13 protein-coding genes are annotated in these 18,044 nt (G+C 40.4%); 7 read left to right on the top strand and 6 right to left on the bottom strand.

Going from position 1 to position 18,044, the window contains the following annotated elements; translation table 11 throughout:
• Window positions 1-77: 77 nt before the first annotated feature.
• Window positions 78-2,558, bottom strand: coding sequence for a TonB-dependent receptor (locus P2W72_RS12305; protein WP_276362926.1), 2,481 nt, complete (start codon window positions 2,556-2,558; stop codon window positions 78-80).
• A 174-nt stretch (window positions 2,559-2,732) separates the two neighbouring features.
• Entirely contained in the window at window positions 2,733-5,984 is a 3,252-nt protein-coding gene (gene leuS, locus P2W72_RS12300) for a leucine--tRNA ligase (protein ID WP_276362924.1), read from the bottom strand.
• Between the two features lie 202 nt (window positions 5,985-6,186).
• On the opposite strand from leuS, the gene P2W72_RS12295 reads away from it, so the two are divergent.
• The 7 genes from P2W72_RS12295 to P2W72_RS12265 all read left to right on the top strand — a co-directional run bounded on the left by P2W72_RS12295 (window position 6,187) and on the right by P2W72_RS12265 (window position 14,419).
• The gene (locus P2W72_RS12295) at window positions 6,187-7,065 is read left to right on the top strand and encodes a permease-like cell division protein FtsX (RefSeq protein ID WP_276362920.1); all 879 of its coding nucleotides are present in this window, start codon (window positions 6,187-6,189) and stop codon (window positions 7,063-7,065) included.
• Complete coding sequence (locus P2W72_RS12290) at window positions 7,065-7,304, top strand: DUF3098 domain-containing protein (protein ID WP_276362918.1); 240 nt, start codon at window positions 7,065-7,067, stop codon at window positions 7,302-7,304. Before P2W72_RS12295 ends, P2W72_RS12290 begins: the two co-directional genes overlap by 1 nt.
• The gene (locus tag P2W72_RS12285; protein WP_276362915.1) at window positions 7,304-8,098 is read left to right on the top strand and encodes an undecaprenyl-diphosphate phosphatase; all 795 of its coding nucleotides are present in this window, start codon (window positions 7,304-7,306) and stop codon (window positions 8,096-8,098) included. Before P2W72_RS12290 ends, P2W72_RS12285 begins: the two co-directional genes overlap by 1 nt.
• Complete coding sequence (truB, locus tag P2W72_RS12280) at window positions 8,098-8,832, top strand: tRNA pseudouridine(55) synthase TruB (RefSeq protein WP_276362912.1); 735 nt, start codon at window positions 8,098-8,100, stop codon at window positions 8,830-8,832. Before P2W72_RS12285 ends, truB begins: the two co-directional genes overlap by 1 nt.
• Before the next feature lie 25 nt (window positions 8,833-8,857).
• Entirely contained in the window at window positions 8,858-9,808 is a 951-nt protein-coding gene (locus P2W72_RS12275; RefSeq protein WP_276362910.1) for a bifunctional riboflavin kinase/FAD synthetase, read from the top strand.
• 1,010 nt (window positions 9,809-10,818) lie between these two features.
• The gene (locus P2W72_RS12270) at window positions 10,819-11,658 is read left to right on the top strand and encodes a sugar phosphate isomerase/epimerase (protein ID WP_276362908.1); all 840 of its coding nucleotides are present in this window, start codon (window positions 10,819-10,821) and stop codon (window positions 11,656-11,658) included.
• A gap of 61 nt (window positions 11,659-11,719) precedes the next feature.
• Window positions 11,720-14,419: a PQQ-dependent sugar dehydrogenase gene (locus P2W72_RS12265; RefSeq protein ID WP_276362905.1), complete on the top strand. Its 2,700-nt coding sequence runs from the start codon at window positions 11,720-11,722 to the stop codon at window positions 14,417-14,419.
• A 103-nt stretch (window positions 14,420-14,522) separates the two neighbouring features.
• On the opposite strand, the gene P2W72_RS12260 is transcribed toward P2W72_RS12265, so the two are convergent.
• The 4 genes from P2W72_RS12260 to cysD form a co-directional block, all read right to left on the bottom strand.
• Window positions 14,523-15,062, bottom strand: coding sequence for a YceI family protein (locus P2W72_RS12260; protein WP_276362902.1), 540 nt, complete (start codon window positions 15,060-15,062; stop codon window positions 14,523-14,525).
• Between the two features lie 257 nt (window positions 15,063-15,319).
• Window positions 15,320-15,739, bottom strand: a complete 420-nt coding sequence (locus tag P2W72_RS12255) for an OsmC family protein (RefSeq protein WP_276362899.1) — start codon at window positions 15,737-15,739, stop codon at window positions 15,320-15,322.
• A gap of 137 nt (window positions 15,740-15,876) precedes the next feature.
• The gene (locus P2W72_RS12250) at window positions 15,877-17,127 is read right to left on the bottom strand and encodes a GTP-binding protein (RefSeq protein WP_276362896.1); all 1,251 of its coding nucleotides are present in this window, start codon (window positions 17,125-17,127) and stop codon (window positions 15,877-15,879) included.
• Window position 17,128: 1 nt separating this feature from the next.
• Window positions 17,129-18,034: a sulfate adenylyltransferase subunit CysD gene (gene cysD / locus P2W72_RS12245; protein ID WP_276362894.1), complete on the bottom strand. Its 906-nt coding sequence runs from the start codon at window positions 18,032-18,034 to the stop codon at window positions 17,129-17,131.
• Window positions 18,035-18,044: the final 10 nt, after the last annotated feature.

The raw sequence follows: 18,044 nt of genomic DNA, 5'->3' as shown, positions 1-18,044 counted from the left end.
TCAGAATTTCGGCAAATGTACAAATATTAAAAAAGCCCGGCTGTAATTGCCAGGCTTTTGTATTGAAATTTCAGATTTTACTGATTGCCATTATTCTGCTCACCCTGTTTCAGGTCATCATTAGTAACACCTCGCTTTTTCCTTGGTGCCTGCATTGACAGTTTTCCAAAACGGTAACTGAAGCTTGTTCCGAACGAACGGAAAGGAACAGAGAAATTGCTGCTCTGAGTGAAATCAGCCCCCACAATACTCGAACGGAAATTCTTACTCTCATTGAATGGATCAATTATGGTCAGTCCGATACTACCTTTCTTCTTCATCACCTCTTTCTTCAATCCTAAGTTCCACATATTGAAAGATGGATTTTTACCCTGTGAAGTACGTCTGGGAGAATTGGTAATGAGGAAAGTTTCAAAAGTCAAACCCTTTGGAAATGCGTATGAACCACTCAGGAACGCATTGTAAATCAACTGTGTATTTGTATTGGTGACAGTTAATCCGTTGTTTGCATTGATATCATAGGTAAACATATTGAAGTTACCTCTTAAGGTTAGCGGTTTAACCGGATTAATCTGTCCGAAGAAATTAAAGCCTACTGAATTATTACTACCAACATTTCTGAAGGTTGTTCTGGAACCTGTAGCCATATTCCCGCTTGAGGGATCTGTTATTGAAACCGGCATTACAAAGCTCTCGATGATATCATTCGTACGGCGATAATAAACCGATGTGTTCAATACTGAGGTCTTCACAAACATTGAATAGTTAAACTCAATATTATGTGAAAGTTCAGGTCTCAGTGTTGGGTTACCCTGCGACTGATTGTAAACATCAGCACTGTTAAGGAAAGGATTAAGGTAGAACAAACTTGGTCTTTGTAAGCGCTGATTATAGCTTAACTTCACTGTAGAAAAGTTTTTAAAGGTTCGTGATACTACAAAGCTAGGAACCAGATTATTATAACTGCTGCTGAATGGTGAAGCGGCTGCTCCTGCTGATCTGGCATCTCCATTGATCTCTGTTCCCTCATACCTTGCTCCTGCCCTGATGCCAAACTTCTTGGCTAAAGTAAAGCCGAAGGTAGCATAAGCAGAATAAACGTCCTGATTATAATCATAAACATAAGTCCGGGAGCTGATCGGAGAATAAATACTGGTCAGAGAATTGAAGTTTCGTGTACGGTTATCGCTGACAACATCCCTGAGAATTCCCTTGATACCTGTTTCGAGTGTTACTTTTTTGAATGGATGAGTATAATCTATCTGAACCGTATTTTCAGTATTATCAGCATCGTTATTACCGTACTCATCAAGCACCGTATTTGAAATATCAGTTATGTAAGAATTTCTCTGTTTTCCATTGGTAAGCTGATAAGCGATAGATATCTGCTGATCTTTCTTTTTAAACTTATGAAGAAAATCACTGCTCCAATCCACTCCGTTCATGTGCATCGAATTATCACTCAAACGTGTAAAATTAACTGCCGAACCATTTAATAAATTCTGATTGGAATTACTCCCGTCTGCACCGGTATTAAAACCATTCAGACGCACATTTGTACTAATGGAATTAAAGCTGTTGAAATCATAGTCAGCTCCTATTGATCCATTTGCAGCAAGGCGATCGGTCTTACTCTGACCAATCTGACTGATTACCTGCGTGCCATCATTACTGCTTCTTTTAAATGATATGGTGCTGGTTTGAGGCCAAGAATAAAAACCGCCTCCGTTTGCTGTTACTGCTAAACGGCCGGTTTTGGCATTTAAATTAACGTTCCCGCTATTCTGACGTGTTCCGACACCCCCGTTTACAGAACCGCTAACACCTGCCAGATTATTCTTTTTGGTAATAATATTTATAATCCCTGAAGTACCTTCTGCATCATATTTTGCGGAAGGCGATGTGATTACTTCCACATTCTTGATCTGATCTGCCGGGATTGCCTTTAATGCATCTGCCATATTACTGGCCATAGCTCCCGAAGGCTTTCCATTAATCAGCACCCTTACATTCTGACTTCCGCGAAGTGAAACATTACCTTCAAAGTCGACTGAAAGCAATGGTACCTTACGCAATACATCAGTTGCATTACCTCCGGCAATAGCCACATCCTGCTCTGCATTGTAAACCAGTTTATCAATCTTATTCTCAACAACAGGAGTTGTTCCGGTTACAATTACTTCATTCAGCATTTGCTTATTTGGCGACAGATAAATACGGCCCAGGTTTAAGTCGGGCTTTTGCAAGGTTGTTTTGATTGAATCCAGGATTTTAGTCTGATATCCAAGAAAAGCGATGGTAATACGATATGTTCCTGCGGCAATATTATCTATCTTAAATACGCCCTTTTCATCAGATACTGATCCGTTAGTGGTTTTGGCTATACCTGCACGACTTAGTGAAATGGTTGCATAATCAATTGGAGATTTAGTTAAAGAATCTAAAATGACCCCGGAAATTCTTCCTGTTACTGATGAAGCAGCCGCTCCTCCAATACCTTGTGCCGAGGCCAAAGAAATTCCGGAAAATAAAGTTAAAAGCAATAAAATACGTTTCATGAAATTGGTTTTCGAATTAGTCGCGAAAGTACAGCGAATGTTACAGTAAAAGCGTCGTGAATTGTTAGCTGAAAGTAAAACAGGTTCCTATCAGACTGAATGACAGGCAGAACAATTACAGACTTAAACAAAAAAAGGCCGACAAAATTGCCAGCCTTCCCATATTTAAAAAACTTAAATTACCACATTGATTATTTTACCCTTAACGAAAATGATCTTTTTCGGACTCTTACCCTCAAGATATTTTCTTAGATCTTCATTAGCCAGAACAATCTCTTCTACTTCCGGCTGAGTCAGTGTTAGCGAAATACTAAGATTCATTCTGGTCTTTCCATTCACTGAAACCGGATAGGAGAATTCATTCTCTACAAGGTATTCAGGATTAAATTTCGGATAAGAAGATGCTGATAATGAACCTGCAGGATTTCCGAGTAATGTCCAGAGCTCTTCTGTAATATGCGGAGCGTATGGGGCAAGAACCTGCACAAGCTGTTCCAGTATTTGTTTCTTATTACATTTCAGGTCAGTCAGTTCATTTACACAGATCATGAAACTTGATACCGAAGTATTGAATGAAAAACGTTCAATATCTTCTTCAACTTTACGGATAATCTTGTGTAATGCTTTGTATTCTGCTTTTGAAGGCTCTTCATCTGACACCCTGAAGTTAAACTCATCATCGTGGAAAAGTTTCCAGAACTTACGAAGGAATTTGAATACACCTTCAATTCCATTGGTATTCCATGGTTTGCTTTGCTCCAGCGGACCAAGGAACATCTCGTACATTCTTAGGGTATCTGCTCCGTAACGTTCGATGAGGTCATCCGGGTTTACAACATTGAATTTAGATTTCGACATCTTCTCAACCTCAACACCGCAAATGTATTTACCTCCTTCAAGGATAAATTCAGCCTCAGCAAACTCAGGCCTGAAAGCTTTGAACTTCTCAAGATCCAGAATCTCATTATACACAATATTCACATCCACATGGATTGCAGAGGTAGTATACTGAGACTTCAGTCCATGGGAAACGAACTTATTGGTTCCGCGTCCGCTTTCATCGATAATTCTGTAAACAAAATTCGACCTTCCCTGAATCATCCCCTGATTGATCAACTTCTTAAATGGCTCTTCTTCCACCACATATCCAAGATCCTTCAGGAACTTATTCCAGAAACGACTATACAGCAAATGTCCTGTAGCATGCTCTGACCCACCAATATACAGATCCACATCTTTCCAGTAGGCAATAGCATCTGCCGGAGCAAAAACATCCTGCTTCCTGTCTTCAGGAGAAGCCATATAACGGTACCAGTACCAGCTTGAACCTGCCCATCCGGGCATGGTGCTTAGCTCATACTCCAGTTCGCCCTTGTATTTCCAGTTTTCTGCTCTTCCCAAAGGCGGTTCACCACTTTCTGTAGGCAGATATTTATCTACTTCGGGTAAAAGCAATGGAAGGTCTTCTATTGAAATCAGATAAGGAAGTCCGTCTTTGAAATAAACCGGAACCGGTTCACCCCAATATCTCTGACGACCAAAAATAGCATCCCGCAAACGATAATTCACTTTCGCTTTACCGGCGCCGAGCTCCTCGAGTTTTGCAATCAGCACCCCGGTAGCTTCTTTATACGTAAGTCCGTTTACAATGCCTGAATTAATGTATTTACCTTCTTTAGTTGGATCAGCTTCCTGGTCAAGATTAACCTGAGCATCTGAAATAGCTACGATTGGCAAGCCGAATTTAGTTGCAAAAAGCCAGTCGCGCTGATCTCCCGATGGAACAGCCATAACCGCACCCGTTCCATATCCTGCCAGTACATAATCTGCAATCCATACAGGTACAGGCTCCCCGCTTATCGGATGTTTGGCATAACTTCCGGTAAAGGCTCCTGAAACTGTTTTTGTATCAGCCATTCTGTCGAGCTCCGACTTTTTCCTGGTCTGATCGATATAATTCTGAATTTCCTCTTTGCGATCAGGAGTAGTTAAACCTTCAACCAGTTCATGCTCCGGGGCAAGAACAAGGAAAGTTGTACCATAAATGGTATCAACACGAGTGGTAAAAACTTCTATATAAGCCTCACCCCGCCCCTCTCCAAGAGAGAGGGAGTCTGAATCGCCTAAAATCCGGTCAGGTAGTGTATTTAACTTTTCTTTAATTTTTCCGCTAACTCCTGTTGGATCAGAAACAACTTGTTCATTAGAAAATCGGATTACTTCAAAACCGAGATTATTCAAGGCTTCGGATCTTAATTCATCCTGATCTTTAATTTCGGTATGATAGCCCCCATCCACTTCAATTATCAGGCCTTTTTTTAAACAGATAAAGTCTGCTATATATGTCCCAATAGCATGCTGACGCCTGATCTTATAACCGGTTTTACTATTTCTGAGATGCTGCCACAGGATATCTTCGGCCTGAGTTGAATCTTTGCGATGCTGCCTTGAGTGCTCTTTCAGAATATCCCAAATAGCAGGATCAGCCGTCATATAACCCGGTTGTTCTCCGCCCGGTTCTCCCCTCTCCTTCGGAGAGGGTGTGGGGGTGAGGCTAAATTTAACCAAAGCCCCAACACTTTTACCGATCCAGTTTCTTTGCATTTCTTTCAAAGGCTCGGGCCAGTCGATCGAGTCTAATCCCTGAAGCATCCGATCAGCATAGGCTGTAATTCGCATACTCCACTGCATCATTTTCTTCTGCTCTACCGGATGTCCGCCACGCTCTGAATATCCGTCCTTCACTTCATCATTGGCCAGAACAGTTCCCAGGGCCGGGCACCAGTTCACAGTACTCTCACGCAGATAAGTCAGACGGTATTTCAGCAATTCGTTCTGCTTCTCTGCATCTGATTTATTCTTCCACTCATCGGCTGTAAAAACGGCCACATCATCATCACTTACAGCCTTAATTCCTTCCGAGCCATTGCTTTCAAACTTTTTCACCAGTACCTCAATACTCTCAGCTTTGTCACTTTCAAGGTTATACCAAGAATTGAAAAGCATCATGAATATCCACTGAGTCCACTTATAATAGGATGGATCACTGGTACGTACTTCACGACTCCAGTCAAACGAAAAACCTAAATTATCCAGTTGCTCGCGGTAGCGATTGATATTGGCCTCGGTAGTAATTGCCGGATGCTGACCGGTTTGAATTGCATATTGTTCTGCCGGCAATCCAAATGAATCGTATCCCATTGGGTGCAGCACATTAAATCCTTTGAGACGCTTGTAACGTGAAAAAATATCGGAAGCTATATATCCGAGCGGATGACCGACATGCAAGCCTGCCCCTGAAGGGTAAGGAAACATATCCAAAACATAATATTTAGGCTTTTCAGAATTGTTCTCTACTTTAAACGTCTGATTATCTGCCCAAAATTTCTGCCACCTCTGCTCTATATCCCTGAATTGATAGTCCATCTTAAAATCTGATAAGCTGCGAAAATACTAAAATCTGCGATTTTATTGAAGCATAAGCTAAAACCTGACTATCCTTTATTTATCAATATCAGACATATCTCTTATTTTTAACAAAGTTTAACTTGAATTCAGAGCATATAGGTACATATAATTTTTACCTTTACAGACTGAAATCTTTATTTTCGCAACACATAAATTGCTCATGGAAGAATTTGAAAGAAGTACATCCGCAGGTAAAACCAAGACCGTTTACGTTTCAACTGTAATCAGCATTGCACTGGTTCTATTGATGACAGGTCTTTTAGGACTCATTCTGGTTCATGCTAAAAACCTTTCAAAATATGTCAAAGAAAATATTGTTCTGAACATTATTGTAAATGAAGGAGCCAAGGAAGTGGATATCACCGCCCTGCAGAAGCAACTGGATTCCAATCCCTATGTATTAAAAACCCAATACGTAAGTAAAGAACTGGCAGCCAGAAACCTGACCAAAGATCTTGGAGAGGATTTTGTAGATTTTCTTGGATACAACCCTCTGCTTTCATCAATTGATGTGTACATGAAAGCAGATTATGCAAATAACGAAAGTATTCAAACCTTTACTTCACAGTTGAGCCAAAACACTCTGGTTAAAGAAGTAATTTATCAGAAATCACTGATTGATATGGTGAATCAGAATATAAGAGGGATAGGGCTTGTGATACTGGCCTTTGCTTCTATCCTGTTGATTATCGCTGTTGCACTAATCAATAATACAATACGCCTTGCTATTTACTCACAGAGATTCCTGATTAAAAGTATGCAGCTTGTGGGTGCAACGCAGAATTTTATCCGTAAACCATTTTTAACTTATGGTATTCTGCACGGGCTTTTAGGCGGATTAATAGCCGTAATACTATTGCTCATCACATTATACTTTGCACAGCAACAGGTTCCTGAAATGATTATTCTTCGTAACTGGACTGAGTTCAGTATTGTATTTATTTCAGTTATCGGTATCGGAATTCTGATATCCGGACTAAGCACTTATTTTGCTGTTAGCAAGTTTCTTCGTTTAAAAATTTACGACCTCTATAAATAATGGCACAAAAAAACACTCCTATTAAGGAAGAAAAAGAAGAACAGGCATTTGTGTTCGAAAAAAGCAATTATACTATGATGATCCTTAGTATCGCAGTTGTAATTATCGGCTTTGTACTAATGACCGGCGAAACAGACATTTACAGTTCACGTAAGATCGTGCTTGCTCCGCTTGTTGTCCTTGCAGGCTTTGGCATAGGCTTTTATGCAATTCTAAAGAAGCCTGCCGGCAATAAGTAATGAATACTTTTCAGGCTATTTTTCTGGCTATTATTGAGGGCCTTACTGAGTTTTTGCCGGTCTCTTCTACCGGGCACATGATCATAGGCTCATCCCTGATGGGAATCCAGTCAGACAACTTCGTTAAACTATTTACCGTTGCAATTCAACTGGGGGCAATTCTTTCTGTAATTGTTCTTTATTTCAAACGATTTTTCCAGTCGCTTGATTTTTACTTCAAATTACTGATTGCTTTTATACCTGCAGTCTTTTTCGGATTACTTCTGAGTGATAAGATCGACCAATTGCTTGAAAGCCCTCTTGGTGTTGCTATTGCTCTGCTTATCGGAGGTATTATTCTGCTTTTTGTTGACAAATGGTTCAGGGAAGGCAACATTGACAATACTGATGAGATAAGTTATAATACTGCTTTCAAAATCGGGCTATTCCAGTGTCTTTCCATGATTCCGGGAACATCCCGGTCTGCTTCAACCATTGTTGGAGGTATGTCTCAGAAACTGAGCCGTAAAGCGGCCGCTGAATTTTCATTTTTCCTTGCTGTTCCAACTATGTTTGGGGCTACAGCTAAGAAGTTATATGATTTTTATAAAGATGGTTATGTGATCAGTGCTGATGAGACACGTTTGCTGATTATTGGCAATATTGCTGCATTTATAGTGGCTATGCTCGCTATCCGTTACTTTATCACCTTTCTGCAAACCAGAGGTTTCAGAATATTCGGATGGTACCGCATCATTGTAGGTGGCATTATTTTAGTGCTGCTTGCTGCCGGATACGACCTTCACGTGATCTGATGAACGAAAAAACAGAAAAAGAATTTCCGGAGTTCAATTTTGCCGAAGGCGAACTTCTGCTTATCAACAAGCCCTATAAATGGACGAGTTTTGATGTGGTAGGAAAAATCCGTAACTCCTTTAAACCCCTTAAATTAAAAGTCGGGCATGCCGGCACTCTTGACCCATTGGCCACCGGACTTCTGATCATCTGCACCGGAAAAATGACCAAGAAAATCGACGAATACCAGGCACAGCAGAAAGAGTACACCGGAACTATGGTTCTGGGGGCAGGAACTCCCTCTTACGATCTGGAAACAGAAATCAATGAACGCTTTGACATCAGCCATATAACTGAAGAAAAGATCAGAGCAAACACACTGAATTTTCTCGGAGATCTGGATCAGTATCCGCCAGCACATTCTGCAGTAAAAGTAGACGGAGAACGACTTTACATGAAAGCCCGCAGAGGTGAAGAAGTAGAATTAAAAACCAGAAAGGTAAGTATCTCTGAATTTGAAATTACGAGAATAGAACTTCCGGAAATAGATTTCAGAGTAGTTTGCAGCAAGGGAACCTATATCCGTTCACTTGTACATGACTTTGGAAAATCTCTGGACAATGCTGCACACCTGAGTGCGCTGCGCCGGACAAAAAGTGGCAATTTTGAAGTAAAAAATGCTTTTGAGGTTATGGAGCTTGTTAATCACATCCGTAAGCTCAAAGAGCAGGGAAAGCTGATTGATAATAAATAATTAAATTTGTACGCTCTCAGAAATAATGAAGATCTATAACCATATTGATGAGTTCAGACCGATCAAAAATGCCGTTGTAACTATTGGCACTTTTGACGGCGTACATATTGGCCATCAGAAGATCATCAGCCGTTTGCAGGAGGTTGCGGCACAAAATAGCGGGGAGACTGTTATTCTTACATTTTTCCCTCATCCCCGGATGATACTTCATCCCGACGATCAGAATATCAAACTGATCAGCACCCTTAATGAGAAAGCAGAAAGACTTGCTGAACTTGGGATTGATCACCTGATCATTACGCCATTTACCCGTGATTTTTCGAATCTCAGTCCGGAGGAGTATATCAACGAAATACTTGTCAAAAAAATCGGAACCAAACAGATCGTCATCGGATATGACCATCGCTTTGGTAAAGATCGTAAAGGCGGGCTTGAGGAACTTCAGCATTATGCCTCAGATTTCGGATTTGAGGTTGAAGAAATCCCTGAACAGGATATCAATGATGTTGCCGTCAGTTCGACCAAAATCAGGAATGCGATCCTTAGCGGAGATGTAAGAACTGCACAGGACTTTCTCGGCTATCCTTTTCAGCTAACAGGAAAAGTGATCAAAGGCGATCAGATAGGCAGAAAACTCGGTTTCCCTACAGCAAATTTATTTATTGAAGAGAACTATAAATTGATCCCTTCAGATGGAATTTATGCCGTAAGGCTGGAATTTATGGATGATAGCATGAAAAATGAACATGCTACCGGCATGGCTTATATTGGCCACAGACCAACAATTAATGGCATGAGCCGTAACATTGAAGTAAACATCTTTGATTTCGATAAAGAAATTTACGGACAAATCATACGAGTTAGATTCCTTGAATATCTGCGCGATGACCAGAAGTTCAATTCGCTCGAAGAACTCAGAAAACAACTGATCAAAGACGAAACAGCAGCCCGTAGCGTTCTATACCTGCCAGTATAATTCCTATCTTGTAAAAAATCTGCCTTGGCTAAATTAAAATTGAAACAAAAGCCATAGAAAGGAGGTTGCATGCCTTGTGCGACTTTTCAATTAAACAAATTACCCTGATAATCAGGATAGGCTCCATTTTTAAAAAGGCCATATCTGATCTTATCCAGAAAATCAGGCTGAAGCAGAATCTACTTAACCCTCCGGTAATCTTTTATATTACGAAACCTGAAGATCACCATTCCTGAAAATTTTAAATTTTCAATCGGAAGAGTTTTTTTCTCATTGTCATAAATATCCCTGATATATCGCCTGATTAATCCCATTGCCTTCTCTGAGCAATATTTCTAAAGGTCTTGTGTGATGGATCCGCTTATTGTGACATACTCTAAGAGGGGTTGAATCTACAAAACTATCCCGGTACAATCACCCAATCCAAAGCTTTTCAGGTAAGCAAATAAGTGCAACATGCTACCCGAAACAAGTTCGACCATCCGGTTATAACTGACGGTATTGGGGAAAAAGCTCCTGAGATGCTTACATACGTAGCCCAGATAAAAGTCTTTAAACGTGCGGAAGCCTGAATGGTGAAAAGCGATCTGGATGGTCATGCCCTCGACATACAAAGGTTGGTAGGTTTATTCCTTAATTTGGCTTTGCCGATGAGCTTCTTAGCTAGAAAAGTCTCAAAATGTTTACAAAAGTCATCGACTGAAACAAAAATTTCGGTAATTTTATCTGTTGAAAGTATAGCTATTTTTTAGTTAACTATTTAAATACCAAGCACTTAAATATACTAAATTATCCACTACTTTCTTATTAAATCTCTATTATTTTATATCGAACTCACGTTAATTTATAAAAGATTTAAGCAAATAAGAAAAGGAGTATTCTACTTACATTCATGATTCTCTGAAATGAGATTGCCTAAGCCTGCCCACCCACACTTAATCGCACCAACACAACAAAAAGTTTCCATATCTCCTCCCAAATTCCTAAATTAAAGCCCATATAAAACACGCATGAAAACACGCCGTCATTTTTTAAAAACAGTTGGGACCGTAGCTCTTGGCTCAATGATATTGCCATCATTAGTTTCAGCAAGGATAAAGATTAAAAACCCGGGTATACAATTATATACTGTACGCGCCGAAATGCTTGCGGATGCGCACGGTACCTTAAAAAAACTTGCCGACCTGGGAATTAAGCAGATAGAATCTGCCAGAAGCGCCAAAGGCAATTATTACGGTCTCACCGCAAAGGAAATGAAACAAGCCTGTAAAGATCTTGGAATGACTTTACGCAGCGGACACGTCGGGGTAGATGCTAAGTGGCAGCAAACCATGGAGGAAGCTGCAGAATCAGGCCAGGAATATCTGATCTGTTCTAGTATGCCAAGCTCTGGACAAACACTTGATAATTACAAAAGAACAGCCGATATATTTAACAAGAATGGTGAAGAATGCCGGAAACTTAACCTGAAATTTGGATATCATAATCATGATTATGAGTTCGACAAAGTAGACGGACAAATTCTTTATGATGTGCTGATGGATAATACAGATCCAAAATTTGTTTACATGGAACTGGATCTTGGATGGGTGATTGCCAGCGGACAAGACCCTTTCCATTATTTTTCTAAATACCCGGGACGTTTCCCATTATGGCATTTAAAAGATATGAACCTTCAGAAAAAAGAAAGTACAGAATTTGGTAAAGGGGGATTGGATATTGCAAAGATCCTGCAGCATCAGGGAGAATCGGGCTTAAAATATCTTTTTATCGAGCAGGAAGAGTATGCAAAGAATCCTATAGAAAGTATGAAGTATAATATGGATTATTTGGAAAGGATCAGAGCCTAGTTTTCTCTTACCCATTTTCACTTACCCATTTTTATCTTCTTTATTTCAGAATATTATCATTATGCTTTTAAAATCGATTTCTGCTTTTTTTTTACTTCTCTCGTGCAGCCTTGCTTTACATGCGCAAACCAATAAAAAGCCAGAAGACAACAGGTTCACCAAGGTAGTTTTAGCTCAGCGTCTGGAAGAGCCTATGCAATTTCAGGTACTCAAGGATGGCAGGGTCATCTTTGCCCAACGTCATGGTAAACTTGAAGTTTATGATCCTGTTACAGGTAAGGTAAATCTTGTAGCAAAATTTCCTGTAAGCACGCAATATGTTAGTAAAACAGGCGAGGTCAGCGAAGGTGAGGATGGATTGCAGGGAGTGATCCTGGATCCGGATTTTGAGAAAAATCATTGGATCTATGTCTATTATTCACCGGCAGGAACTGAAGCGAAAAATGTCTTAGAACGTTATGTATGGCATGGCAAAGAACTTCTCATGGACTCGAAAAAAGTTTTGTTGGATGTTGTTGTACAGCGTGAACAATGCTGCCATGTAGGCGGAGGTATGCTTTTTGATAAAGACAAGAACCTATTCCTTAGTACGGGCGATAATACATTTTCAAGAGCATCAGACGGATTTACGCCCCTGGATGAGCGGCCTGGTAAATCTGGCGAAGACTCCCAAAAGGGTTCATCTAATACCAATGATCTTCGGGGAAAGATATTACGCATACATCCTGAACAGGATGGCACATACTCCATTCCCAAAGGAAATCTATTCCCTCAGGGAACTCCTTTAACACGCCCCGAGATCTATACTATGGGCAACCGAAACCCCTGGAGACTTACCATAGACAGTAAAACAGGCTGGCTTTACTGGGGTGAGGTGGGTCCTGACGGATCAAGAGATGATATGGAAAAGCGTGGTCCGCAATCTTATGATGAATTTAATATCGCTAAAAAACCCGGAAATTATGGCTGGCCTTATTTTATAGGAAACAATAAAGCTTACCGCGATTATAATTTCGATACAAAAGTTTCCGGCGAATTCTTTGATCCGGCAAATACAAAGAATGAGTCTCCCAACAATACTGGAATGAAAAACCTGCCTGCGGCTATACCGGCTATGGTTTGGTATGGAAAAGGCATAAGCACAGAATTTCCGCTTTTAGGAAGCGGAAGTAACAGTGCCGTTGGAGGCCCGATATACAGGCTTGGGGATTTTAAAGATGCAAAGCGACCCTACCCTGCTTACTATGAAGGGAAATGGTTTATTACTGATTTCGCACGCGGCTGGATAAATGTGATAGAATTAGATGAGAATGGAGAGTATAAATCTATGGAACGCTTTCTTCCGGACATTAAGTTGAACGGTGCTCTGGATATGAAATTTGGACCTGAAGGGGATCTCTATGCGATTGAATATGGTAACGGATATTTTAAGAATAATCCGGAAGCAGAGCTCATACGGATCGAGTATAACGGAGGCAACAGGAAACCGCAGGTTCAGGCTTCAGCAAGTAAAACTGCGGGGGCTACTCCTTTGAAAGTTACCTTATCTTCTGAAGGTACGCGCGATTTTGACGAGGGGGACCAATTAAAATATGAATGGAAAGTCACAAGGAACGGCGCAGCCTATAAAACGTTTAATCAATCTACTCCTGCCCTAACTTTAATTAGCCCCGGCACATACAAGGCCACACTTACCGTAACAGATCAGACCGGAGCTAAAAATTCTAAGTCTCTGGAAATTAAGGCCGGAAACGAACCCCCTAAAGTAAATCTGGCGGTATTAAGCGGCAATAAAAGTTTCTTTTTCCCGGGAAAGTCCATTAAATATGCAGTAAGTGTTAACGATGCCGAAGATGGCAGCCTGCTGAATAAAAAGATATCGCCTTCACAGGTATCTGTAAGTGCAAACTACCTCTCTGAAGGATTCAATTTAACGGATGTAGCGCAAAAACAAATCAGCACTGATGTTACGGCCCAGTTTGCTGGCGCTATGGCAATGATCAATAAAAGCGATTGTAATATCTGTCATGCTAAGGAAACCAAATCATTAGGTCCCGCATTCGTAGAGATCGCAAAAAAATATAAAGGCGATGTTATGGCGCCTTCAAACCTGATAAAAAAGATCATTAACGGCGGATCAGGGGTTTGGGGTCATACTATGATGCCCGCACATCCTACAATGACTGAAAATGATGCAAAGACCATCACCAGTTATATTTTAAGTATGGCTTATCCTCCCCGTAGTGCAAAAACTCTGCCTGCACAGGGCAGCTTTACCACTGTTGTTCCTGAAGGCGAAAATACTGACGGAAGTTTTATCATACGCGCTGCTTATACCGATCGGAGCGCAAACGGAATTGCAGGACAGATGACTGAAAAAGTGCTTGTTTTGCGCAGTCCACAGCTTTCTGTTGCTGATGCCGAGCAGGTGAAAGATGTAAATTTTAATGGTGATAAAACAATAGCCACCACTTCGGCCACAGGTAGCTTCTTAAAATTCAATAATGTAGATCTTACCTCAGTAAAGCAAATTGAGATTATTGCATTGCGGGGCAGAACTCCAATTCCTCCTCAGGCTAAAATAGAAGTCCGCTCCGGATCCCCCGAAGGGAAATTACTTGGCACATTTACTGTAGAAGCTAATGAACAGGCCCGGATAAAAACAATTTTAAGTGAAGCGACAGGCATTGTTGATCTCTATTTTATATTCAGCAATGCTCCAATCCGGATCCGGCAGATCAGGTTAAGTGATATGGAATGAAGAATTTAAGATAGCTCCCCTCTTTAGTTCAGGCTCAGATATTAATTAAAGGGCATAAAAAAAGCCATCCTTTTCAGAATGGCTTTCACTATATAATTGGTTATTATGCTTCCTTTGCTAACTGAATATTAATGTTCAGTTTGATATCATCACCAACAACAATCGCACCCGCTTCGGTAATACCGTCCCAGGTAAGTCCGAATTCTTTACGACTGATCTTTCCGGAAACTTCGAAACCTGCTTTTTCATTTCCGTAGAAGTCAGTAGCAGTACCGCCGTATTCAACATTCAATTTAACCGGTTTAGTTACATTCTTTACCGTAAGATCTCCGCTTAATTCATAATCATCACCATCCTTAGTGAAGGATGCAGATTTGAATGAAATTTTTGGAAACTGCTCTGCATCAAAGAAATCTGCTGATTTAAGGTGTACATCACGCTGTTCCTGATTAGTATCAATACTGTTTACATCAAGGGTAAATTCAATAGATGCATTCTGAAAATCGGCATCTTCTGTTTCCAGACTTCCGTCAAATGATTTGAAAGTTCCGGTAACTGTTGAAATTACAAGGTGTTTTACTTTAAAGTGAACTTCTGAGTGTAAGGGATCTATAACCCATTTAGTTTTTACTGCTGATTCCATTTGTTTGATTTTGATTTGATGATACAAAGGTAAAACAAATAGATGTTTAAACATGTAATTGAAAAGTCATTTGTTAATCACATGCAATCAGAGGTAATTAAAGTCCCGATGAGGGAGGAAAATAACAGAGATGCAATTCAACGAAATGGGAAATGCATAAACCAGCCGGGGATTCTAAAGAGTACCCCCGGCTGGCTGGAATAGCTTATATTCTGAACAAAATGGAAAGGTTAAATCAGATAGATACGCAAATCTTATTATTGATTTATTTCCAGAGAGTAATTGATTTCTACTCCTCCGGCAACCAGCATATCATGTACAGAGCAATATTTTTTAACTGCAAGCTCAGCAGCACGATCTGCTTTGGCAGTATCGATTTCTCCTGTAAGCTTAAAATTCATATGAATCTTCGTAAAAACACTTGGAACCTGCTCTCTGCGCTCAGCCTCAACTGTGACTGAAAAATCCTTAATCTCCTGTTTTTGCTTTTTTAGAATTGACACCAGATCGAGTGAACTGCAGGAACCCAGCGCCATCAGCACCATTTCCATCGGACGAACACCTAATCCTTGTCCGCCAATTTCAGCTGAACCATCGATATGTACTTTTACTGTTGATGACGGTGATGATGCCTCGAAATGAACCGCATCATTCACTCTTTTTAATTCTACTTTCACGGTTTGAAATATTTATGCAAAGTTAGTGAATATTGCCTTATTCAGGCATTAGCTCCCTGCAATAAAATGCTCATATAAACACAAAGCACCTCCTCAATAGATGAGCAGGTGCTTTGCCTGAAAATAATCAGGAGTATTTATCCGGCATTAGCCCTGAACATCAGAGCACCAACAGTAAGGTTTGTACGCGGATCAATCAGAATTGCCCCACCGTTCAGCTTATTGTCCTGATAAGGATCAAATGCCAGAGGTTCAGCAGTCTTTAGAATAATACGGCCAATGTCATTCAATTGAAATGCATCAGCATCGATTTTCTCAAGGGTATTAATATTTACTTTATGAAGAATCTCCTGTACTTTACACTTACTTAGCTTGCTGTTGTGCTGAACAAGGTACATTATGGATGGATCAAGAGCTCTGGTATCCATCCAGCAGAGATCTGCTTCAATTTGCTGAGAAACCATTGGTTCATTTGATGAGTTCACAACAATATCACCACGACTGATATCTATATTATCTTTCAGATGTAATGTCACAGACATTCCGCTATGAACTTCATTCTGATCTTTCAGGGAAGTTTCAATCCTGCTGATTTCAGAATGAATACCCGAAGGCAGCACAGTAATCTTCTCGCCAACCTTAAAAGAACCGCTCAATACACGACCGGCATAGCCGCGATAATCATGCAGTTCATCTGTCTGAGGCCTGATAACCCATTGAACAGGCATACGTGCCTGAGCTGAAAGTTCAGCTTCATTAACTTCGATTGTTTCCAGATGGTCGAGCAGACTTTTACCGCTAAACCATGGCATACGCTCTGATTTATTAACAATATTATCCCCTTTCAGCGCACTGACAGGAATATAGGTTACTTCTTTGATTTTTAATTTGGCAGCAATATCAGAATATGCATCCTTGATGGTATTAAAAACAGATTCGCTGTAATCAACCATATCCATTTTATTGATACATACCACCACATGCTTCAATTCTAGTAATGATACAAGGAACGAATGACGAATGGTTTGCTCAACCACACCATTACGGGCATCAACAAGAATAATTGCAAGATCCGAGTTAGAAGCACCGGTAACCATGTTTCTGGTATACTGAATATGCCCCGGAGTATCTGCAATGATAAACTTTCTTTTGTCTGTCTGGAAATATTTGTATGCAACATCAATAGTGATTCCCTGCTCACGTTCAGCTTTAAGTCCGTCAGTTAAAATCGCAAGATCGATGGTACCATCATCATTTTTTCTGTTCGACTGTTGTAAAGCCTCCAGCTGATCAGCCAATATAGATTCGCTGTCATACAGCAATCTTCCAATCAATGTACTCTTTCCGTCGTCAACACTTCCGGCGGTAAAAAATTTAAGTAAATCCATATTAAAAATATCCCCCCTTCTTACGGTCTTCCATGGCAGCCTCAGATACTTTATCATCCATTCTGGCTCCGCGTTCACTAATTTTTGACATTCTTATTTCTTCAATGATATCATCGATCTGATCAGCATCCGATTCAACGGCAGCAGTACAGGTCATATCACCAACTGTTCTGAAACGAACATTCCTGCGTTCAATGATATCATCTGCATCCATATTCAAACAATCTGCTGCAGCCATTAGCTGACCATTACGGGTAATCACATCGCGTTCATGTGCAAAATAGATTGAAGGCAGATCAATATTTTCCCTTCGGATATAATTCCAAACATCAAGCTCAGTCCAGTTACTGATCGGAAATACCCTTACATTCTCTCCCTTATGAATTCTTCCATTGTAAATATTCCAAAGTTCCGGGCGCTGACGCTTAGGGTCCCACTGACCAAATTCATCACGTACAGAAAAAATTCTTTCCTTGGCGCGTGCTTTTTCCTCGTCTCTGCGTGCACCACCGATACAGGCGTCAAACTTATTCTCTGCAATTGTATCCAGCAAAGTAACCGTCTGTAAAGCATTTCTGCTGGCATTTTTACCTGTCTGTTCAATCACTTTTCCCTGATCAATTGAATCCTGAACATGGCCAATGATTAGTTTTTCTCCAATTCTCTCAATCATATCATCCCTGAACTGGATTGTTTCCGGGAAATTATGTCCGGTATCAATATGAACCAGCGGGAATGGAAATTTTCCCGGTCTGAATGCCTTTTCGGCAAGCCGAACCAGGGTAATAGAGTCTTTTCCACCCGAAAATAATAATGCGGGCTTTTCAAACTGGCCGGCAACCTCACGCAATATATAAATTGCTTCGGCCTCCAGCTGGTCTAAATAAGTAGTGTCTTGTTTAGTCATAAATTATATA

Origin of the sequence: Daejeonella sp. H1SJ63, from assembly GCF_029360775.1 — a bacterium.
Taxonomy (GTDB): domain Bacteria; phylum Bacteroidota; class Bacteroidia; order Sphingobacteriales; family Sphingobacteriaceae; genus Daejeonella.
Note: the sequence above shows the minus strand (reverse complement) of the source record. Positions and strands in the feature narration are given on the sequence as shown.